Source organism: Alteromonas nitratireducens, from assembly GCF_040812025.1.
Taxonomy (GTDB): domain Bacteria; phylum Pseudomonadota; class Gammaproteobacteria; order Enterobacterales; family Alteromonadaceae; genus Alteromonas; species Alteromonas nitratireducens.
Window position 1 is genome coordinate 65,425 of sequence record NZ_JBFNPK010000003.1, and the last position, 20,779, is coordinate 86,203.

Below are 20,779 nucleotides of genomic sequence, written 5' to 3' on the forward strand. Positions count from 1 at the left end.
TGTGCGCTATTGTGGCGCAGCAATAACGTCACGTTTGGAGACATCATGAAAACCTTCACATTTTACTTTTTTCTGCTTCTTCTGGTTATTAAGAGCGCCCTGGCGTCTGAGACTGAGGCCACAACCCGGGTGCTGATGCTTATCTCAGGGTACGGCAGCGAAGAACAGCCGGCACTGAGCTACGATCTGGAAGAGCTGGCACAGGCTTATCTGGTATTGCATGACAACGGAGTTAAGGTTGATCTTGTGACACCGAAAGGCGGTCCGGTTCTGGTTAAAACCAACAAAGATGCCCTCGCGTATATTCAGCGTTTTAAGTCTGTCGCGCTGACGCAGCTGCAAAACACGCTGCCTGCGCACGCTATCGATACCCGGCGCTACCAGGGCGTGTTCATTGTGGGTGGGGCGGGCGCTATGTTTGACCTGCCTGCAGATACGGCAACACAGCACATGCTGACTGAGTTTGTGGCAGATAATGTCACTATTGCTGCGGTATGCCATGGTCCTGCAGCGATTGCCGACATTACGCTGCCAGATGGCCAGTTCTTTGTTGCGGGAAAACAGGTCAATGGGTTTACCAACAAAGAGGAGAACGCGTTTAGTGGTGAACACATTGCGTCATTCCCGTTTCTTGTCCAGGACCGGTTGACGCAAAACGGCGGGCGATTTGTTTACAATCACCCCATGCTGCCGTTCGTTGCCGTTGACGGAAACCTGATCACCGCGCAAAACCCGCCCTCGGTCCCCAGAGCGGCTGAGATGCTGTTGCTGAAACTGGGCATCACACCGCAAAAGCGTGCCATATTTAACGATGAGGCTACCATGCAGTTATTGGCGGATGCGCATCATTCCGGCGCGTCTGTCATCGACATCGCAATGGCGAAAAAACCGGATGCCTATGACCTTAATTACCTCGCGCTGTATGGCTTTTATGCCTATCCCCTCGCTGCCGATGAGGATAAAGCGAGGGCACTGGATTTAATGCAGACAATAGCCGCGTATTTTCAGCATCCGGCCTATGAGGCTGCAATGATAAAAGCACTCTGCGAACAAGGTCGGCTGCGTCAGGCGCGCGTTGCGCTTAACACATTCTTACAGCGTTATCCCGGGCATGATGATGCACCGGCGTTATCGGCACTGGTGAATAGTCACACACCGCATTCAGACCAGACAACACCATAATGCTGATGAGGGCATCTGCGGCGTTTTTTATTGCTTATTCGCACGCACAACTCTAGATTGGTGAGTGTGTAGTAATGTGTAAGCAGAGGCATCTGACAACCAGTGGTGACTGCTGTCAGCTTTATAAATGAAGATTTTTACCAACCCGAACGCACAGTTAAAAAGTAAGTTTGGTGAGTACCAGATTGCGGTTCTGGGCAATATTGTTGCGGTGTCTGCCGAAGGTACAGCAAGCAAGAGTGCGATAGCGCGTTACAGCCAGGACATGATAGAGGTGATCTCCGGGTTTCAGGGAGGTGACTGGGCGTTTTTGGGGTTTCTTCATGGCGCTGCCATGCTCACACCTGATGCAGAGTCTGAGTTACAAAAATCTATCGAGTGGCGGGCAGGAAAAGGAATGAAGCTAGGTGCACTGGTCACCGGACGGACCACCATAGAAGGGTTAGTGAAGTCACAATTTGAACGAATTTACCGTAAAGCCGGGGTGAAACTGGGTATCTTCAGTACCGAAGAGCAGGCAGTCCGCTGGCTGGCGCAGCAGGGCTTTATGATGTGAAAAATAAAGCATAAATTTAGCTAGTTGTTCCCCTTCAACGAGTAATTTACTTCTCCGTCATTGTTCTGGATGTCAGTCAGCGCCAAAAAATAGCCAAAAGCGACCTCCCATGCGGATAAGTCAGGCGCAGAGCGCCTGGCATCAGCCCAAGCCAGCGCGCTATCATCGCCAACCGGAACCATTTCATCGTAATGGAACCGGTGTTTAAAGATTTCCTGCTTCCGGCATGGTGCCCCGTTTAGTAGAGTGTGACGTACAAACACGCAACCACATGCTGTCGGAACGAAACAATGAAACTAACCACACTGCTGAAACATGGTGCTATCGCACTGAGCTTTGCATTTGTCATTAACGCCCAGGCTTACGACCGTATTACCGGGGAAATGTTTGCCAGCCGTTCAGAGGTGCTGGCACAAAACGGCATGGCCGCAACCAGCCAGCCGCTGGCTACACAGGTGGCACTGGACATTCTGAAAGCCGGCGGCAACGCTGTCGACGCGGCTATCGCTGCCAATGCGGTACTCGGGCTGGTGGAGCCGACCGGTAACGGGATTGGTGGTGATATCTTTGCGATGGTGTGGGATGCCAAAAATAAGGAGCTAGTGGGCCTGAACGGCTCGGGGCGTTCACCCATGAGTCTCAAAAAAGCAGAGTTTGCCAAACGTGGCCTGACAAAAATTCCGTCTTTCGGGCCCTTACCGGTGTCCGTGCCCGGTACCGTTGACGGCTGGTTTATGTTGCATGAGCGTTTTGGCTCACTGCCGATGACTAAAATCCTGAGCCCGGCCATTGAATATGCCCGTAAAGGATTTCCTGTATCAGAACTCATTGCGTACTACTGGCAGATGAATGTGGAACGCATTGGTCAGTATGACGGGTTCAGCGATATTTTTATGCCCAACGGACATGCACCAAGAAAAGGCGAAATCTTTACAAACCCTGCACTGGCGGCGACGCTTGAAAAAATTGCGACCGGTGGACGCGATGCGTTTTATAAAGGCGATATCGCCCGCACCATTGATGCCTACATGGCCGAGCAGGGTGGCTTTTTGTCCTATGAAGACCTGGCGGCGCATCAGGGGGAATGGGTGACGCCGGTCTCGACCAACTATCGTGGTTATGATGTCTGGGAGTTGCCGCCAAATGGTCAGGGCATTGCCGCACTGCAAATTCTCAACATTATGGAGCGTTACGACATCGAAGGAATGGGCTTCGGTTCGGCCGACTATATCCATACTTTTGTTGAAGCGAAGAAGCTGGCATTTGAGGATCGTGCCCGCTATTACGCTGATATGGCATTTAGCGATGTGCCGGTGGACTGGCTGATTTCCAAAGACTACGCGGCCAAACGCCAGGCGCTGATTGACCCCAAAAAAGCCGCAGAGCGCGTCGATGCGGGCGTGATTGATGGAGATACCATTTACATGACCGTGGCCGACAAAGACGGCAATATGGTCTCCCTCATTCAGAGTAATTACCGTGGTATGGGGTCGGGCATGACGCCACCGGGACTGGGTTTTATTCTGCAGAACCGCGGTGAGTTGTTTACGATGGAAGAGGGCCATCGTAATGAATATGCACCAGGTAAACGTCCGTTTCATACTATTATCCCGGCATTTGTCACCCGCAACGGCCAGCCGTTTCTGAGCTTTGGCGTGATGGGCGGAGCCACCCAGCCTCAGATGCATGCGCAAATCATTATGAATGTGATTGATTTTGGCATGAATTTGCAGGAAGCCGGTGACGCACCGCGCATTCTGCACAGCGGGTCGAGCAGCCCGACCGGCGCGCTGATGCGCGATGGTGGGTATGTCAGCCTGGAATCAGGCATCGACGCGAAGGTGCAGCGCGAGCTGATGGAGCGCGGACACACCTTACAGCCGGTTGTTGGCGCCTATGGCGGTTATCAGGCCATCGGCTGGGATCCGCGTACGAAAGTGTACACGGGGGCGTCCGAAAGTCGAAAAGATGGACAAGCCGCAGGGTACTGATACACTCTAAATAACTGAAAGTAAATGGAAGACCGGTAAGCCTTATCGGTCTTGCAGCCCTGATAACAAGAACAAGATCACTCGTATGGCACAACCTCAAAAGGGCGTCTGCGCTGAGCCCAATTTGCATGCACAATATCTGCTGCTTAACGTAGTGGATGACGACAGCCAGGCTGTCAGAGCCAAGCTGGCGCGCGTGCTGGATGTGATTGACCATTTTGAGAATGAACATTACGAAGCCATGCTGACCGGCATGATCGCAATAGGCAACAGCTACTGGAGTGAGCTGTATCCCGGCCCTATTCCTACCGAGTTATCACCGTTTCCTGACATGCAGTGTGAAGACCGCAGTGCGCCAACCATGCCATGCGACCTGTTTATTCAGATCCGCGCTGACCGACTGGATATCTGCCACGCTGTTGGCATTGAAATTATGGAGCTGCTGCGCCTGCATGTTGAGCTGGTGGAGCAGGTACGGGGCTTTCGTTATCTGGATGGCCGCGACCTTAACGGCTTTATGTACGCCTATGATAATCCGCGAGGCCTGAAACGTCGTGAAGTGGCGGTCATCGGCGAACACGATGCGGACTTCTGCGGTGGCAGTTACGTGCATATTCAGCGTTACCGGCATGATCTGCGGCGCTGGCAGGCACTGTCACCACGCCAGCAGGAGCAGGTCATTGGTATGACACAGGAGCATAACCTGCCGAGTAAAGAGCAATCGGCGTCGTCGCATTGCGTCAGGGCGAGCAGCGCGGTAGTGGGTGATGATGGCCCCGCTCTGTTAAAGCAGGGCATGCCCTACGGTGATATGGCCTCACAGGGATTATTTTTTGTCAGTTGCAGTGCCAGTGCGCTGCCTTTTAAAGCCATGCTGCACAGCCAGATAGTAGGGAATGGCGAGGGCGACTACGACCGCTGGCTGGACTTTACCAGTGCCGAAACCGGTGCCGCATTTTTCGCCCCCTCCGTCCCGTTTATCCGCCAGATGGCAAAACAGTAAGTTACGTTACTGCAATACCGGTGGCAGCGCGCCGTCCCAGTTTTCTGCAATATCCTGAAACCGATACTGGTCACACACTTTCAGGTGATAGGCAATGACCGGGTCGTCAGGCGCGAGTGTCTGTGCCCGCGCAAAGTGAGCCATGGCCTCTTCCCATCGTTGTCCCATGCGACTGTGGACCCCCTGACGGATCAGTGACCCGGTCGCCAGCCTGGCACGCCTGGCGTCATCGCTGAGATGATCCAGTACCTCGTAAATTTCCAGTGGTGCAGTCCGGCCTTTGATCCTGACCCAGTCGATAAGACGGGTATGTAATGTCCGTTTGTTGCCAATGGTTTCAAGGACCTGTGCACTGATCACGATGTCCGCGCCGTAAACCGGCGCCAGCGCTTCCAGACGACAGGCAATGTTGACACTGTCACCAATGACGGTGGTATCCATGCGGTCATCCGACCCCACCGTGCCGAGGATCACCGGCCCAAAATGGATCCCGATGCCCACATTGATAGCCGGATAGCCGCTTTTCGCCCGGTGTGAATTGTAAGTGGTCAGTGCGCTGCGTAAGTCGAGTGCAGCGTTAACAGCATCCGTGGCTTTATCACCGGCGTCACCGTCCGGGTGGTCAAACAGCGCCATGATGGCGTCACCGATGAATTTATCGATGAATCCCTGGTTGTTATGAATCGGATCATTCATACGCAAAAAGTACGAATTCAGAAACTTCATGAGCTCATGCGGCTGCATTCTTTCAGACAGCCCGGTAAAACCGCGGATATCGCAGAACAGGATAGCCACCTCGTCCTCATCGGCATGGCCCAGCTCCAGGGTACGCGAGCCATGCTTCGCAAAGTGCTCGACAAACTGGCGGGGGACAAATTTCTGGAACGTTTGGGATAGCCGGATGGCCTCGTCTGCGCGTTCCTGAATGCGACGGGACTTATCAGTGACATCGTCGGCCGGACGCAGTGCCAGCGGCACGGTCTGCTCCAGCGTCAGCAGATGAAGACGGCGCTGTCTGTACCACAGCACCGTCATCACTATGCCATAAATAACACTCGCTGCCAGGGCAGCGAGTAGCAGGGGATGGAAGGTCAAACTACGGCCTTCTGACGGTTAGAGACGGCTGAATACCCTGTCTACGGCACTCAGTGTCTGGTCAATAATGTCTGTGGTATGTGCCTTTGACACAAAGCCCGCTTCGTACGAGGCCGGTGCCAGGTAGACACCTTGGTCCAGCATACCGTGATAGAACACTTTGAAGCGTTCGGTATCACAGTTAATGGCCTGCTGATAGTTAGTTACCCGGTCAATGTCGGTGAAGAAAAAGCCGAACATGCTGCCAGCCACATTGGTGGTCAGCGGAATACCGTGCTTGTCAGCCAGTGCCTGCATGCCGTCAGCCAGTGCCTGGGTATTATCAAAAATTGACGTATACAAATCGCGGTCTTCCAGCTGTGACAGCGCAGCCAGACCGGCGGCCATGGCAACCGGGTTACCCGACAACGTGCCGGCCTGATAAACCGGTCCGGTGGGAGAGACATGCGTGATGATCTCGCGTTTTCCGCCAAACGCACCAACCGGCATACCACCCCCGATGACCTTACCGAGGCAGGTCAGATCCGGTGTCACGTCATAGCGTTCCTGGGCGCCGCCCCGCGATACACGGAAGCCGGTCATAACTTCGTCGAAAATCAGCACGCTGCCGGCATCATCACAAATCTGACGCAGACCTTCGAGGAAGCCGTCAACCGGTGGAATACAGTTCATGTTGCCGGCAACCGGCTCCACAATAATGCAGGCAATATCGTCACCATGCTGTGCGAATACCTCACGGACACTGTCCAGATTGTTGTATTCAACGGTCAGCGTGTGCTGGGCAACATCAGCGGGTACGCCCGGAGAGCTCGGTACGCCAAATGTCAGCGCGCCTGACCCCGCTTTTACCAGCAGAGAGTCGGCATGACCGTGATAACAGCCCTCAAATTTCACAATCTTGTTGCGGCCGGTATATCCACGCGCCAGGCGAATTGCCGACATGGTCGCTTCTGTACCTGAGTTCACCATTCGCACCATTTCCATGGATGGCACCATACTGGCAACTTTCTCGGCCATCAGAATTTCAGCCTCGGTCGGGGCACCAAATGACAGTCCGTTATGCGCCGCTGCAATCACAGCGTCACGAATTTTGTCATTGTTGTGGCCCAGCACCATGGGGCCCCACGACTGTACATAGTCGATGTACTGTTTGCCGTCGGCGTCCCAGATGTACGGGCCGTCAGCCTTGGTGATAAACCGCGGCGTGCCGCCGACTGCTTTGAAGGCGCGAACCGGAGAATTCACGCCGCCAGGAATGGTTTTTTGTGCTCGTTGAAACAGGGCTTCTGATTTTTGCATGTAAATTAATTGCTCTTGTTGCTGTGCCAGATAACGTCTTTCTCGTACTTGGTCACCAGATTTTCTACTCCGAGAGTCAGCGCAAACAGCGCCATACGGACCAGGACGCCGTTATCGGTCTGCCTGAAAATTGCCAGGTTCGGGTTCAGATTGAGATCGTTGTCGAGTTCGTTGGCCTCAGTACGTGAATCACGCGGAAGCGGATGCATGATCACGGTTTTCGACTGAAAGTGCTTGGTATAAATGGCCTGGTTGAGGCGGAACCGGCCACGGTATTTGTTCGCTTCTTCCTGCGAAGGAAAACGTTCTTCCTGGATACGGGTCTGATAACAGATGTCCACATCCATATTGCCTTCCAACTGGTCGGTAATGTGCAGCTGGTGGCCCGCATTTTCGATGGCGTCGATGATCGCCGGCGGCATAGCCAGCTCTTTGGGAGAGATCAGCGTAAAGCGAATATTTTTGTACAGGCACAACAGACGTGACAATGAATGCACGGTGCGGCCATAACGCAGATCGCCAATCATCGCGATGTGCAGGTTATCAATGCCTTTACCGCTGTATTCAAGTTCGCGCTGAATCGTGTACAGGTCAAGCAGTGCCTGAGTGGGGTGCTCGTTGGCACCGTCACCGCCGTTGATTACCGGCACCCGGCTGCCTTCGGCAAACTCAGCCACTGAGCCCGCCGCGGGATGACGCATGGCAATAATATCGGAATAACCACTTAACACGCGGGCGGTGTCGAACAGTGACTCGCCTTTGGCCAGCGCTGAATTATCCATGCCGGTGGTTTCCCGGACTTCACCCCCTAACAGGTTAAATGCTGTACCAAAGCTGACCCGGGTACGTGTACTTGGTTCAAAAAAGAGGTTGCCCAGAATTGCGCCGTCCAGCACGGTAGTGCGCTTTTCACGCCGTGCGTAGGGCTTCATGATATCGGCAACGCGGAATACTTTTTCGATGGCCTCACGGTCAAACTGATTGACCGAAAGAATATGATTACCGGTAAAGTCTGTCATGAATCGTTCACCAAGCTGAAAACCGGCGCTAGTCTACCAAAAAGCGGTATCACTGTAGAGTGAATTGCAGGATCTGTGACGATTTATTGCTGCAGGCGCGCCTTCATCAACAGGCTGGTTTTTTCGACGGCCTGCTCTACATGCCGTTCAATCTGCTCGTTGTTGAGTGGCGGAATCAGATCGCATAACAACATGATGTGCAATTCGCCTTTTAACAGGCTGAAAAAATCCCGTGCCATGGCATTGGCATCCTGCGTGGAAAGCTGGTTATCGCTGAACGCCATAAACAGTGGCGCCAGGCCATCGAGACTGGCTTTCGGGCCCGCCTGATAGAACAATTCCGCAATACGCGGGTTATTACGCGCCTCACTGATCACCACCCGGAACATGGCAACCACCTCAGGGTCCTGAATCAGCCTGACAAACTGCGTGCCTATCATGCGCAGACACTGTGTCATCGGTAAATCGCAGTGATCATGGCCGGCCAGATCGGTCGGGTCCAGATCGTAGCTCTGGCATTTGGCTGTTATGGCGGCCTGAAACAAGGTGTCTTTACTGGGAAAGTGCGAGTAGACCGTCTGTTTCGATACGCCTGAGGCCTTTGCCACGCTGTCCATGGACGTGTTTGCGAAGCCTTCGCGTAAAAACAATGCAGAGGCCGCGGTCAGGATTTGGCGGCGTTTTTCCTCACTTTTCGGGCGCCCCACGCGGGCAGGCTTAGTTTCAGACACAATAAAATCTCGTTAATTTTAATTATCAAACTAGACGGTCTAGTATTAATAGTCTAGCATTCGCCTTGTCAGTTTACTATTTTCATTTTCAGGATAATCCATGAACACGAAGGGTGTGACATCTTCTTATTCGCTGCGCAGCCGTGCCTTGCTGTACTCGGCCACCATGCTTTTTCTCAGCGCCCTGGTGGTACTGTTATGGAGTGCGGGTCAGAGTCAGGCTGAAAATGCGCCGGTTACACCAACACCCGATGCGGTAAGTACCGGTACCATTCATATACAAACCGGATTCGAAGTGCCGGTGAAATTGCGCGGGCTGATCGAGTCGGCGCAGGATGCCCGAATCGGGTTCGACGTAGCCGGTGAAGTAGAGGCTGTCCTGGTCGAAGAGGGTGATACGGTGTCGCAGGGCCAGATCCTCGCGACGCTGGATACAGCGCGACTGAATGCAAGAAAAAAAGAACTGCAGGCGTCACTAGTACGCGCCAACGCCGAGTCTGAACTGACCGCACTGACCTATCAGCGTATTGATAAGCTGGTGCGCCAGAATCTTGAGTCCTCACAACGCAGAGACGAGGCCGATGCGCAGTGGCGGGCGGCAAAAGCGCGGGTAGACGAGGTTGCTGCAGCGCTTGCCAGCCTTGACGTGGAAATTGCAAAAACCCGGCTGGTTGCGCCGTTTGACGGCAGGATCACGGCCCGCTTTATGGACGAGGGAACCGTCGTTAACGCGGGAACGGCAGTCGTGGCACTGACTAACACGCAGCAGTTGCAGGCGCGTTTTGCTATGCCTGCCAGTGATATTGACCGCTTTCAGGCCGGTCAGCGCGTGAGCGTCAGCGTAGGGGGGCAAACCTATGAAGCGACTGTCACTCAGCGTTTGTCGCTGCGTTCTACACAAACACGGACGGTGGACATGCTGGTCACGCTCAGCGGCGCTGGCGATGTGAAACCCGGTGACATGGCCACACTGGAGGTATGGCATGCCCGGCCTGAGCAGGGCGCATGGCTGCCGGTATCGGCATTAAGTAATGGTCTGCGCGGCCTGTGGACTGTGTTTGTGGCAGAGCAAAACGGGGCGGATACGGTACTGAATGCGCGCACGGTCGAAGTCGTTTACAGCGATGAGAACCGCGTTTTTGTGCGCGGAGCGCTGCGTGAGGGGGAACGCTTCGTGAAAGGGGGTACCCATAAACTCAGTCCGGGGCAGCACGTGGCTGTGATGTCGTCGGGGACTGACCGATGAACTCATCGCAGGAACAAAACGCCCCGTGGTATACGGTTTTCTACCGCCACGGTCATCTTCTTTTTCTTAGTATCATCATTTTGCTGGTTGCCGGCTTGTCGGCACTGGGCACCCTGCCGCGTCTTGAAGATCCCCGCATTGATACCCGTAACGCCCTGATCATCACCGCCTATCCGGGGGCATCGGCAGAGCGGGTAGAAGCGCTGGTGACCGACGTGCTGGAAGATAGGCTGCGTGAGATTTTCGAGATAAAAGAAATCAAATCGACATCGCGCGCCGGCATTTCGATTATTACCGTGGAAACCCAGGACTGGATCGACAACACCACCAATGAATCATTGTTCAGCGAAATTCGCGATGCAATAGGCGCTGCAGCGGCAGATTTCCCGCCCGGTGTGGCATCCCCTGTGTTCGATGAAAAACGGGGTGCGACAGCGTTCACCCTGCTGCTCGCCGTATCAGCAGAGGTGCCGGAAAACAGCACTCAGACGATGACCGGCAGACTGGCCACCGAGCTGACAGACCGTATTCGCAACGTGGCTGGCACCGAACTGGTGCGTATGTATGGCGAACCCGATGAAGAGCTGATTGTGGCAATATCCCCGGAGCGGCTGGCTGCCACCGGGCTGTCACTCTCTGATGTCAGTCGCCAGATTGCGGCGGCCGATCCAAAGCTGCCGGCCGGCTCGCTGTATACCGAAAACAATAACCTGCGCTTTTCGCTGTCGGAGACACTCGATGGCGTGGCGATGGTCAGTAATATTCCGCTGCGTAATCAGGCCGGACGCTACCTTCGGGTTGCCGATGTGGCAGATGTTTATCGGGGATGGAAAGCGCCGGTGGACGACATTGCGCTGGTAGACGGTAAGCAGGTCATTTTTGTCGCCGCCCGGATGCAAACGACGGTGCGGGCCGATGTCTGGACCGAGGCCGCAAAGCAGGTGGTGACGAAATTCAACCAGGAGTTTGCCGGCAGTGTCAGCGCGTCAGTGGTGTTTGAACAAAACACCTATACCGACGCCCGCCTCAACGAACTCAGTGGTAATCTGCTGATGGGCTGTGCGGTTGTTATGGCCGTTATCCTGCTCTTCATGGGGTTCCGTGCTGCCTGGATTGTGGGCCTGGCTCTGCCGTTATGTGCGGCTTTTGCGCTATTTTCGCTTAGCTTTTATGGTGAACAGATCCACCAGATGTCAATTTTCGGGATGATCATTGCGATCGGCCTGCTGATAGACAACGCGATTGTCATCACCGATGAAATGCGGATTAACCTGAAACGACCGGAACTGACCCGCGCGGGAGCCATGGTCAAAACGGTCTCACACCTGTTTGTGCCGCTGTTGTCATCGACACTGACCACCATCCTTGGGTTCATGCCGATTTTCCTGCTCAACGGCAATATTGGTGATTTTATTAGCCCGATTGCTATCAGCGTGGTGATGGCGCTGATTGGCTCGCTGTTTATTTCGCTGACCATTATTGCTGCGCTGGCGGCGCGGTTTCTGCCCCGTCACGATACAACCCTGCGCCACTGGTGGCAGCAGGGTGTGCAAATGCCGACAATCAGCAATGCGCTGCGTCAGCAGCTCGGGCGCTGGATAAAACAGCCACTCGTGGTGCTGCCCCTGATCACCGCGATATGCCTGGGAGGTTTTGTGTTGTCTTCCCGGTTACCGAATGTCTTTTTCCCCAGTGCAGACCGCAATCAGTTTGAGCTGTATGTCTGGACCAAGGACGGTAGCAGTATTGCCCGCACCTATGACTATGCTAAACGGGTTGACGAGATTGTGCGTAACGTTGACGGGGTGGAGCAGGTAACCTGGCTGGTCGGTGGCTCAGCCCCCTCGGTGTATTACAACCAGGTGATGAAGCGCGATAATACGCCCACTTTTGCCAATGCGGTGATCACCACGGACACTGTAAAAAGAGCGTCTTCGCTGATTGCGCAACTGCAGCGCGATTTGTCCCGTCAGTTTACCGATGTGCAGATTATTGTGCGTGCATTCGGTCAGGGACCGCCGATTGATGCCCCGGTCGAAGTCGAAATTATTGGTCCGGATTTGGCGGTGCTGAATGCCCTGGGCCAACAGGTTCGTCAGATCATGTCCGCGATTGGGGGCATTACGCAATCGACCGCCAGTATTACGCTGGGCGAACCAGAGCTGAGTGTGCGAGCAAACAGTGACTCGGTGTCGTACCTGGGCTTGTCGCTGGCCGATATTGCCAACCAGTTGCAGACAAACTTTGCGGGACAGCTTGGCGGCTCTGTGCTGGAAGGGACGGAAGAAATCCCGGTCAGGGTTCGCTATGCAGACAGTGAACGCGGCAGTGTGCAGCACATCGCCGACATGCCGCTGACCAGCAATGCATTGACCGATAATGCCTGGGTGCCGTTTGGCGCGGTTGCTGATATTCAGCTGATGCCAAGTCTGAGTGGCATTACCCGTAAAAATGGTGAGCGGGTGAATCGCATTCAGGCGTTTTTGTATCCTGGCGTGCCGGCCATTGATGTCAGTAATGCCTTACGTGAGCAACTGTCAGGTGCCCTGGTGTTGCCGGATGGATATCGCCTGCACCTTGCCGGTGACGCGGACGAGCAGAAACAGGCGCTGGGCCAGCTTGGCACTTATGCGCCGGTGTTGCTGGTGCTGATGATTACCACCCTGATCCTGACGTTCCTGAGTGTGCGTATGGCCGCAATAATTGCGCTGGTGGCGATTTTATCGGTTGGGCTGGGCATGTTCAGTCTGTGGCTGTCGGGACTGGCCGTGGGTTTCAACCCGTTGCTCGGTAGTGCCGGACTTATCGGTGTGGCTATCAATGGCTCGATTGTGGTAATTGCCGCAATTAACGCCAACGAGGACGCCCGTTGTGGTGATACCCGCGCCATTGTTGAAGAGACGATGGGATGCAGCCGCCATATTTTATCAACCACCTTTACCACGGTAGGCGGCCTGATCCCGCTACTGCTGTTCAGTGAAGGGACGTTCTGGCCGCCACTGGCGGTGGTACTGGCAGGTGGTGTGGGCTTTTCGGTGATCCTGTCACTGGTGTTTACGCCCACCCTGGCAGCGTTATTTCACCGTCGGCGGGCAAAGCGTGAAGCGCAAAAAAATCAGCCTGACGTCAGTGCGGCAGTTGGAGTAAACTAAGACACCGGACCTGCCGTATACGGGTAAGTAATGACAAAACACCGCCAATCAGATGCTCGCAGCGGACGCCTGCGGTTCTGGCATACCGACTGTCCGGTGTGTCAGCGGATCCGGCTGTATATCATCTGGGCGGTGCTGATGTTTCTGGTGTACTGGTATGTCTTCTGAGTCTGTTGAACCTATTTTTATCCGCGCCACGTCAAAACGAAACGGCCTCACCAGCCTCGTGATTGGCGTTGTTGGCCTGCTGTTTTCAGCACTGTGGCTGTCACTGGCACCGGACTGGCTTTTTCTGGCTGGCGTGTTTATGACCAGTGCGTCCATTGTGGCACTATTGATAGGCTACTTTAAGTTGCGGGAGCCGGAGCACAGCATTGCCATTTCACCTCAGTCGATTGGCTATTTTCATCGTCTTGGCCGCTGGGAAATTCACTGGGATAATTTGTTGCGGGTGGACTGTCCGCGCGTCAGACGCGGACTGGATCACGTTGAGCTGGAGACTGTCGGATTCAGAATCAAAGACTATGGCCCGTTTCTTAAAAGCGTCTCGCCTCGTCTGGCCACCCATCTGCTGATGGAGCAGCGCCCCTTGTTATTTCAGAATACGGATGATAACTGTCCGACCGGCAGCTGCTATGAGCAGTCAATGTTTGATGACCGTCACTTTACGCTGCCCGATGGTGATGTTCTGACCGGGATCAAGGCCATGCTCGGACATCGTATGACCCAGCTCAGAGAAAAGCTTGGCCTGGACATTTTCATTTCTGCGTCAGAGCTTGACCGCAGTCCCCCCGACTTCGTCGCACTGGTACGCGAATGCAAAGCGGCGCGCGAGCGGCTCTGAACACAAAGGGGGCAGGTCTGTCCGGAAAGTCCCGAGCTGTCAGACGGGGGGGTAAACACGTATTCATCTTGCATCTGTGACAGAGCCACTATACTTGTTGTTAAACGGACTCGGTAAAGAGTGTTATCGGTGACTATTTCAGGGCGTTATTGCCGTACGCATATACTGGCGGTGTTGGTGTTCATAGTCAGTATGACGGCGTATGCTAACCCGTCATGCAGACAGGTGGTGCTCTACACCTATCACAATAAGCCTCCGTTTATTACCAGCCTCGAGAAAGAGGAAGGGTTGTATTTTGACCTTGCTACGCTGCTTAACAGTCGCAGTGCAAATTATCACTTTTCGACCGCCTATATCCCCCGCAAGCGCCTGGATTACATGATTGCCTCAGATAAGCTCGATGGGGTGGTAGTCGGTGTCAGTCCAACCTGGTTTGCGGACGATACCGAGACGCGGTTTCTCTGGCTGCCACCTCTTTTTGTAGACAGGGATGAGTTTGTGTCGCTGGCCAGCACGCCGTTTGAGTACCAGGATCCGGCTTCGCTGGAAGGGAAAACCATGGCCGGCGTGGCAGGGTTTTACTACATGAATATTAACGAGGCGGTGGCGGCCGGGGAGTTACTGAGAGTGAACACCATTGGTGAGCGGGAAGTGCTGGAACTCGTTGCTAAGGGCCGTGTTGATTTTGGTATTGTCAGCCGGTCGGTATTTTCTTACCTCCAGCGTAAGCATCAGCTCAGCAGTACGTTTCACTTTTCAGAGCAGCCCCATGACGCTTTTACCCGCAGAGCATTTACTTCACCGCAACAGCATGAGTTGCATGACGAGCTGCAGCGCCTGATGGCGGGGCTGCAGGATGATCCCGCCTGGCAGGCAATGAAAGCCAGATACCGTTCAAACTAGCTCGGGTCGAGCTGACGCAGCCCCTCTGCAATCACAATTTCCGCTTCAAGAATAAACGCAGGCAACTGCTCGGCGACGAGAAAATGCTGTCCAAGTTTGAGTGCCGTTTCCAGCTCTCTGGCCAGATCCTGTAATTTGGGGACACCGGTATAGCAACACGCCCCGTGGAGTTTGTGGACCTCTGCTTTCAGACCGGCATAGTTGCGGTTTTCCCATTCCCGTTTAATGACGTCAACAGACTGTGGCAACAAACGGATGAAGTCATTCAGCAGTTCTTTTGACGCTTCATGGTTATGGTTGGCGCGTTTCAGGGCAAGCTGCCAGTCCAGCGTAGGCAGCGCCATCGGAACCGGCTCGACGTTCTGACACCAGCGCCGGATAAGATCAAGCAGGGTATTGATGTCGATGGGTTTTGGCAGGTAGTCGTCCATACCTGATGCCAGCAGGCGTTCCTGCTCTTCTTTAAACGCGTGCGCGGTGACAGCAATAATTGGCGTGCCCATATTCAATGGCGTCTGGCGAATACCCCGCGATGCCTGAAGACCATCCATGCCGGGCATTTGTACGTCCATCAGGATCAGGTCGTACTCCTGACTCTGACAGCGGTTGATGGCGTCCTGCCCGCTCATTGAGGTGGTCAGACTGACTGGCGAATCGTCCAGCCAGGTATGCAGCAGTTTCAGGTTCATATCCATGTCGTCTACTGCCAGGATACGCGCTTTCGGTAAGGCATCCAGTTTGTCCTGCAAGGGGTTGCGGTTAGTCCGTGCGCGCCGGTGTACCAGGCTGTCGAGTTTGGATAGTGTCAGCGGCATGCGCACCTGACTGATAAAATATTCCTGCAGGCTGGGGTACTGACTAAATGGCTCAGGGCCTGAATACCAGAGGATACGTTTGTCTGCATTTACCCTGACCAGTTCACTGAGCATGGCATCGCGCCGGTCCAGACGGCTAACAGGCACGGTGGCAAACAGGTAATCTGGTTTGTCGCAACAGCGTTTCAGAAAGTCGATAGACTCGACGCTGGTCACAACTGCGCCCAGCTTACGCATCATGGCGGCGCTGGTGCGGCGGGTTTCTGCCACCGGATCAAAAATCACAACGTGCTTACCGACCCAGTCATTGGAAGCGCTCAGGCTGAACTTCTGGCTTAGCTGGTTGGTGCGCAGCGTGACGGTGAAGGTACTGCCTATATTGGGTACGCTGCGCAGCGTGATCTCGCCCCGCATCAGTCTGACCAGCTCCCGGCTGATAACCAGCCCCAGGCCTGTGCCCTGGTAACTGCGATTCAGCGCGTCTTCAACCTGAGAAAAGGCGTTAAACAGTTTTTTTCTGTCATGGCGGTTGATACCAATGCCGGTGTCTTCCACCTGAAACATCAGCTCATGGATCCCATGGGGTAAGGAACGGGATTTGGCGGTTAGTGTCACCATGCCACTGGATGTGAACTTCAGCGCGTTGCTCAGCAGGTTATTCAGTATTTGTTTAATCCGGAACACGTCGCCAATCAGCTTTTCAGGCAGCGGACCGAGATCAAAGGCAAACTCCAGTCGCTTGGTATGCGCTGATTTCGACATAATGGTGACCATTTCCTCCAGCAACTGATTGGGTGAAAAGGGCTGGTTGTTAATGGTGAGTTTGCCGGCTTCAATCTTGGAAAAGTCGAGGACATCATTGACGATGCTCAGCAGGTTGTCTGCCGCCGTGTTGATGATGCGTACCTGCTCCTGCTGATCTGACGGCAGCGAGGCATTGGTCAGTTCACGACTGAAGCCCAGAATCGCATTCAGTGGCGTTCGGATTTCATGGCTCATGTTAGCCAGAAACTGAGATTTTACGTTACTGGCTTTGATCGCATCCTTACGGGCAATATCCAGACGCGCATTCTGCTCCTCGATAAGTTCCATATTATTGCGCAGATCGTTGGTGGCCTGTTCAACCTCACTTTCAAGCTGACTGCGGCTTTTTTCCATCAGTGCCAGTGAAAACAGGCCTGCTTCCAGGAACACCCCAACCTGGAAACAATAGGTGGTAAAGTCGTTAGAGGGCAGAATACCAACCAGGCTGAGCATGCCGATAATGGCGCCGGTAGCCAGCATGGTCCAGGCAAAAATAAAGTAGCGCGCTGGCTGAAAGCGGTTAAAGAAGGCTTCAAAGCCAGCATAGATATAACTGCAAATGGCCAGCATGCCGACCCCATACACCAGATTGTTCTTCCAGATGGGCGGAACCAGGTCAATCAGGCACATGACGCCAATAACACCCTGGGCAAACAACAGGGACTGGATCACCGGGTGGGCACTTTTGGCATGCCGCCAGGTTTCCAGAAAGGTCATGGTAAACACTCCGGAACTCATGCCAATAATGACAAAAATCAGTTCGGTATGATGAACCAGGTAGTCGGGCAGACCGTTTGGCGCAATAAGCTGAACATGTCCGCCCCAGATAAACTGCCACAGCAACACGGCGATGATGTAGCCGACATAGGCGAGCAGGCTGTTTTCCGTTACGCCGAAATACAGCACCAGGTTATAGATCGCCAGTATAATGAGACCGCCATAGAACAGTCCCCACAGAAGGCCGTCTACCTGAACATGCTTGCCATGCACCGGCGACGGCACGATTTCCAACGGCAGAATGAGGCTTGAGGAGTGGCTTTCGGCACGAATGTAAAGCACCGACGAGGCAAGCGCAGGAAGTGGCGTGCGAAAGGTCGGCACCCGGTATTGCTGCCCCTGGGCTTTACCCTGATGGCTCTCAGAAATAAGCTGACCGTCTGTCACCAGATAGAAGTCGACCTTGTCGAGCTGGCTGAAGTTGGCGGTGACGACCCAGTCGTTCTGGTTACTGACATTGCTGATCACGACTTTCAGCCACAGGCCTTTGTCGCGGAACCCAAAATTAGGGTTTGAATCGAAATACCGCTGAAAATCGGCGTCGCGCTTCAGAACATCCTGGATAGTCAGTGGCTGATCGCGTTCATAAAGCACCGACAATGAGTCGGACAGCGTCATCGACGCGTCTTCATCAAAAAGCTGGACGGTTTGTTGTGCACTGGCCGGCACGCTCATACACAACAGCAGCCAGACAGTCATCAGTGATAATAAAGACTTCAACGTGGCGGAAAACTCAATCAGTAATACGGCTATTAAACCATCACTTTCCTGCTTTGTACAAAGCAACGCATACAATAACCACGATGCTGCTGTACGGTGCCCGTCTGCGAGGGCAGCAAGTGCAACGCGTTTGTTGCACTGCTTTCCCCTTTGCCCCACAATAGCTTCAACGGTTACCCCCGCCAGTGGTACGCGAGCTTTACGCGAACTGTACGAACTCAGGCGCCAGAAACTGGCACGCTGCCTGAATGTTGTGGACGTTAATAAGAATTTGAATAAGACCTCATGAGCGACCAGATAACCATAAGTAACGACGGCATTGAACAATTGCCCCTGCGGCGTTTCACCGAAGATGCCTACCTCAATTACTCCATGTACGTCATCATGGACCGGGCGCTGCCACATATTGCAGACGGTCTTAAGCCGGTACAGCGACGCATCATTTATGCGATGTCTGACCTTGGCCTGAGTGCCAATGCCAAATACAAAAAATCGGCCCGTACGGTAGGTGACGTGCTGGGTAAATTCCATCCGCACGGGGATTCGGCCTGTTACGAGGCGATGGTGCTGATGGCGCAACCGTTTACCTATCGTTATCCGCTGGTCGACGGACAGGGCAACTGGGGTGCCCCGGATGATCCGAAATCCTTTGCTGCCATGCGTTATACCGAAGCGCGCCTGTCACGCTTCAGTGAGGTGCTGTTAAGTGAGCTGGGTCAGGGAACGGTCGACTGGGTGCCCAATTTTGATGGTACGCTGAAAGAACCCAGCGTGCTGCCTGCAAGACTGCCTCATATACTGCTTAACGGGGTGACCGGGATTGCGGTTGGGATGGCAACTGATATCCCGCCACACAACGTCCGCGAACTGGCCAATGCCTGCGCGATGCTGCTGGACAACAGCCGCACTACGCTGGAAGAAATTACCGATACTGTACTGGCGCCGGATTATCCCACCGAGGCTGAAATTATTACGCCGCGTGAAGATATTCGTAAAATCTATGAAACCGGCCGGGGCAGTATCAAAATGCGCGCCGTTTACCGCGAAGAAGGCGGTGATATTGTCGTGACCGCCCTGCCGCACCAGGCATCCGGTAGTAAAGTGCTGGAGCAGATTGCCGCGCAGATGCAGGCGAAGAAGCTTCCAATGGTCAGCGACCTGCGCGACGATTCAGACCATGAAAACCCAACCCGTCTGATCATTACCCCGCGGTCAAACCGGGTAGACACCGAACAGTTGATGCAGCACCTGTTTGCGACCACCGACCTGGAGAAAAATTACCGGGTCAACCTCAACATGATTGGACTGGACGGGCGCCCGCAGGTTAAAGATCTGCGAACGATTCTGTCTGAATGGCTGACTTATCGTAAGGACGTTGTCACCCGCCGTCTTCAGTATCGTCTGGATAAAGTGCTGGCAAGGCTGCACATCCTCGAAGGTCTGATGATCGCGTTTTTGAACATCGATGAAGTTATCGAGATCATCCGTACGTTTGATGAACCCAAGCCTGAACTGATGAAGCGCTTCGGTCTGACTGACACCCAGGCGGAAGCGATCCTTGAGCTTAAACTGCGTCATCTTGCCAAGCTGGAAGAGATGAAAATCCGGGGAGAGCAGAGCGATCTCGAAGAAGAGCGGGATAAGCTTCAGACGCTGCTTGGATCGGAGCGTCGGCTGAAAACGCTGATTAAGAAAGAAATACTGGATGATGCTGAAAAGTATGGTGACGACCGCCGCTCGCCGCTGGTTGAGCGTGGTGAGGCCAAAGCATTGTCAGAAAAAGAGCTGGTGCCTGCCGAGTCAGTCACTGTGGTGTTGTCGGAAAAAGGCTGGGCCCGTTGTGCCAAAGGACACGATGTCGATGCGCCGTCACTCAGCTATAAAGCCGGCGACAGCTACCGAGCCAGCGCGCTGGGTAAAAGTAATCAGCCCGCCGTGTTCCTTGACTCGTCGGGTCGGGCATTTGCCTGCGACGCGCACAGCCTGCCGTCGGCACGCAGTCAGGGGGAGCCACTGACCGGACGCTTCTCGATTGTTGGTGGTGAAACCTTTGAGCACGTGCTGATGGGACGGGATGACGACAAGTATCTGCTGGCATCTGATGGCGGTTATGGTTTTGTGGGTACGTTCGCCGATATGGTCAGTAAAAACAAAGCCGGTAAAGCCTATCTGTCGGTCCCGACCGGCGCAAAAGTGCTGCCGCCGCAACGGGTGTTTAATCCGCAGACGGATTTGTGTCTCTCGGTCTCGACAGAAGGGCGTATGCTGCTGTTCCCAATGAAAGATTTACCCAGCCTGGGTAAAGGGAAAGGCAACAAAATGATGAATATTCCCTCAGCGAAAGCGCAATCACGCGAGGAGTATGTCCGTCATATCGCGGTGGTACCCGCAGGGGCGTCGATCCGTGTCACTGCCGGCAAACGCAGTATGACGCTGACACCGTCTGATCTGGAGCATTACATGGGTGAGCGAGGACGCCGCGGTAATAAGCTTCCTCGCGGTCTGCAGCGCGTTGACGACGTGCAGATTGAGGCGGCGCAAAACCCGGTCGGAGAAGAAAATTCACCGGCAGAAGAATAATTTAGCGGATCCTGTTGTTGTCTGTTTTACTTATACTACGCTTGAGTAAACAGACAACAAAA

15 protein-coding genes are annotated in these 20,779 nt (G+C 54.1%); 10 read left to right on the forward strand and 5 right to left on the reverse strand.

Going from position 1 to position 20,779, the window contains the following annotated elements; genetic code table 11:
- Positions 1-45: 45 nt before the first annotated feature.
- The 4 genes from AB1N33_RS04225 (at position 46) to AB1N33_RS04240 (ending at position 4,732) form a co-directional block, all read left to right on the forward strand.
- Positions 46-1,182: a type 1 glutamine amidotransferase domain-containing protein gene (locus AB1N33_RS04225; protein WP_411270294.1), complete on the forward strand. Its 1,137-nt coding sequence runs from the start codon at positions 46-48 to the stop codon at positions 1,180-1,182.
- Between the two features lie 127 nt (positions 1,183-1,309).
- Complete coding sequence (locus AB1N33_RS04230; protein WP_411270295.1) at positions 1,310-1,738, forward strand: hypothetical protein; 429 nt, start codon at positions 1,310-1,312, stop codon at positions 1,736-1,738.
- Positions 1,739-2,028: 290 nt separating this feature from the next.
- Entirely contained in the window at positions 2,029-3,729 is a 1,701-nt protein-coding gene (gene ggt / locus AB1N33_RS04235) for a gamma-glutamyltransferase (protein ID WP_411270296.1), read from the forward strand.
- A gap of 85 nt (positions 3,730-3,814) precedes the next feature.
- Positions 3,815-4,732, forward strand: coding sequence for a Dyp-type peroxidase (locus AB1N33_RS04240; RefSeq protein ID WP_411270297.1), 918 nt, complete (start codon positions 3,815-3,817; stop codon positions 4,730-4,732).
- 6 nt (positions 4,733-4,738) lie between these two features.
- On the opposite strand, the gene AB1N33_RS04245 is transcribed toward AB1N33_RS04240, so the two are convergent.
- The 4 genes from AB1N33_RS04245 to AB1N33_RS04260 all read right to left on the reverse strand — a co-directional run bounded on the left by AB1N33_RS04245 (position 4,739) and on the right by AB1N33_RS04260 (position 8,876).
- Positions 4,739-5,767, reverse strand: a complete 1,029-nt coding sequence (locus AB1N33_RS04245) for an adenylate/guanylate cyclase domain-containing protein (RefSeq protein ID WP_411270434.1) — start codon at positions 5,765-5,767, stop codon at positions 4,739-4,741.
- A 78-nt stretch (positions 5,768-5,845) separates the two neighbouring features.
- Positions 5,846-7,126, reverse strand: a complete 1,281-nt coding sequence (gene hemL, locus AB1N33_RS04250) for a glutamate-1-semialdehyde 2,1-aminomutase (RefSeq protein ID WP_411270298.1) — start codon at positions 7,124-7,126, stop codon at positions 5,846-5,848.
- Positions 7,127-7,131: 5 nt separating this feature from the next.
- A complete protein-coding gene (locus AB1N33_RS04255; protein ID WP_411270299.1) occupies positions 7,132-8,145 on the reverse strand; it encodes an aspartate carbamoyltransferase in 1,014 nt (337 codons plus the stop codon).
- An 83-nt stretch (positions 8,146-8,228) separates the two neighbouring features.
- Positions 8,229-8,876 carry a TetR/AcrR family transcriptional regulator gene (locus tag AB1N33_RS04260; RefSeq protein WP_411270300.1) on the reverse strand — a complete coding sequence of 216 codons (648 nt, stop codon included), beginning with the start codon at positions 8,874-8,876 and terminating at the stop codon, positions 8,229-8,231.
- Positions 8,877-8,976: 100 nt separating this feature from the next.
- Between AB1N33_RS04260 and AB1N33_RS04265 the strand changes: the two genes are divergently transcribed.
- The 5 genes from AB1N33_RS04265 (at position 8,977) to AB1N33_RS04285 (ending at position 15,021) form a co-directional block, all read left to right on the forward strand.
- Entirely contained in the window at positions 8,977-10,122 is a 1,146-nt protein-coding gene (locus AB1N33_RS04265) for an efflux RND transporter periplasmic adaptor subunit (RefSeq protein WP_411270301.1), read from the forward strand.
- Entirely contained in the window at positions 10,119-13,274 is a 3,156-nt protein-coding gene (locus AB1N33_RS04270; protein WP_411270302.1) for an efflux RND transporter permease subunit, read from the forward strand. Before AB1N33_RS04265 ends, AB1N33_RS04270 begins: the two co-directional genes overlap by 4 nt.
- A gap of 30 nt (positions 13,275-13,304) precedes the next feature.
- The gene (locus AB1N33_RS04275; protein WP_411270303.1) at positions 13,305-13,442 is read left to right on the forward strand and encodes a hypothetical protein; all 138 of its coding nucleotides are present in this window, start codon (positions 13,305-13,307) and stop codon (positions 13,440-13,442) included.
- Positions 13,432-14,118, forward strand: a complete 687-nt coding sequence (locus AB1N33_RS04280; RefSeq protein WP_411270304.1) for a DUF2982 domain-containing protein — start codon at positions 13,432-13,434, stop codon at positions 14,116-14,118. The genes AB1N33_RS04275 and AB1N33_RS04280 overlap by 11 nt, the downstream gene beginning before the upstream one ends.
- Positions 14,119-14,295: 177 nt before the next feature.
- A complete protein-coding gene (locus AB1N33_RS04285; protein WP_411270305.1) occupies positions 14,296-15,021 on the forward strand; it encodes a substrate-binding periplasmic protein in 726 nt (241 codons plus the stop codon).
- Here the strand turns inward: AB1N33_RS04285 and AB1N33_RS04290 are convergent.
- Entirely contained in the window at positions 15,018-18,116 is a 3,099-nt protein-coding gene (locus AB1N33_RS04290) for a hybrid sensor histidine kinase/response regulator (protein WP_411270306.1), read from the reverse strand. The genes AB1N33_RS04285 and AB1N33_RS04290 overlap by 4 nt on opposite strands.
- 306 nt (positions 18,117-18,422) lie before the next feature.
- Between AB1N33_RS04290 and parC the strand changes: the two genes are divergently transcribed.
- Entirely contained in the window at positions 18,423-20,717 is a 2,295-nt protein-coding gene (parC, locus tag AB1N33_RS04295; protein ID WP_411270307.1) for a DNA topoisomerase IV subunit A, read from the forward strand.
- The last annotated feature ends 62 nt before the right edge of the window (positions 20,718-20,779 follow it).

Bases quoted from the DNA above. Each gene is read 5' to 3' on its own strand.
- AB1N33_RS04280 (WP_411270304.1), top strand. From the start codon at position 13,432: ATGTCTTCTGAGTCTGTTGAACCTATTTTTATCCGCGCCACGTCAAAA.
- AB1N33_RS04230 (WP_411270295.1), top strand. From the start codon at position 1,310: ATGAAGATTTTTACCAACCCGAACGCACAGTTAAAAAGTAAGTTTGGT.
- hemL (WP_411270298.1), bottom strand. From the start codon at position 7,126: ATGCAAAAATCAGAAGCCCTGTTTCAACGAGCACAAAAAACCATTCCT.
- AB1N33_RS04240 (WP_411270297.1), top strand. From the start codon at position 3,815: ATGGCACAACCTCAAAAGGGCGTCTGCGCTGAGCCCAATTTGCATGCA.
- parC (WP_411270307.1), top strand. From the start codon at position 18,423: ATGAGCGACCAGATAACCATAAGTAACGACGGCATTGAACAATTGCCC.
- AB1N33_RS04265 (WP_411270301.1), top strand. From the start codon at position 8,977: ATGAACACGAAGGGTGTGACATCTTCTTATTCGCTGCGCAGCCGTGCC.
- AB1N33_RS04245 (WP_411270434.1), bottom strand. From the start codon at position 5,767: ATGACGGTGCTGTGGTACAGACAGCGCCGTCTTCATCTGCTGACGCTG.
- ggt (WP_411270296.1), top strand. From the start codon at position 2,029: ATGAAACTAACCACACTGCTGAAACATGGTGCTATCGCACTGAGCTTT.
- AB1N33_RS04225 (WP_411270294.1), top strand. From the start codon at position 46: ATGAAAACCTTCACATTTTACTTTTTTCTGCTTCTTCTGGTTATTAAG.
- AB1N33_RS04270 (WP_411270302.1), top strand. From the start codon at position 10,119: ATGAACTCATCGCAGGAACAAAACGCCCCGTGGTATACGGTTTTCTAC.
- AB1N33_RS04255 (WP_411270299.1), bottom strand. From the start codon at position 8,145: ATGACAGACTTTACCGGTAATCATATTCTTTCGGTCAATCAGTTTGAC.
- AB1N33_RS04290 (WP_411270306.1), bottom strand. From the start codon at position 18,116: ATGACTGTCTGGCTGCTGTTGTGTATGAGCGTGCCGGCCAGTGCACAA.
- AB1N33_RS04275 (WP_411270303.1), top strand. From the start codon at position 13,305: ATGACAAAACACCGCCAATCAGATGCTCGCAGCGGACGCCTGCGGTTC.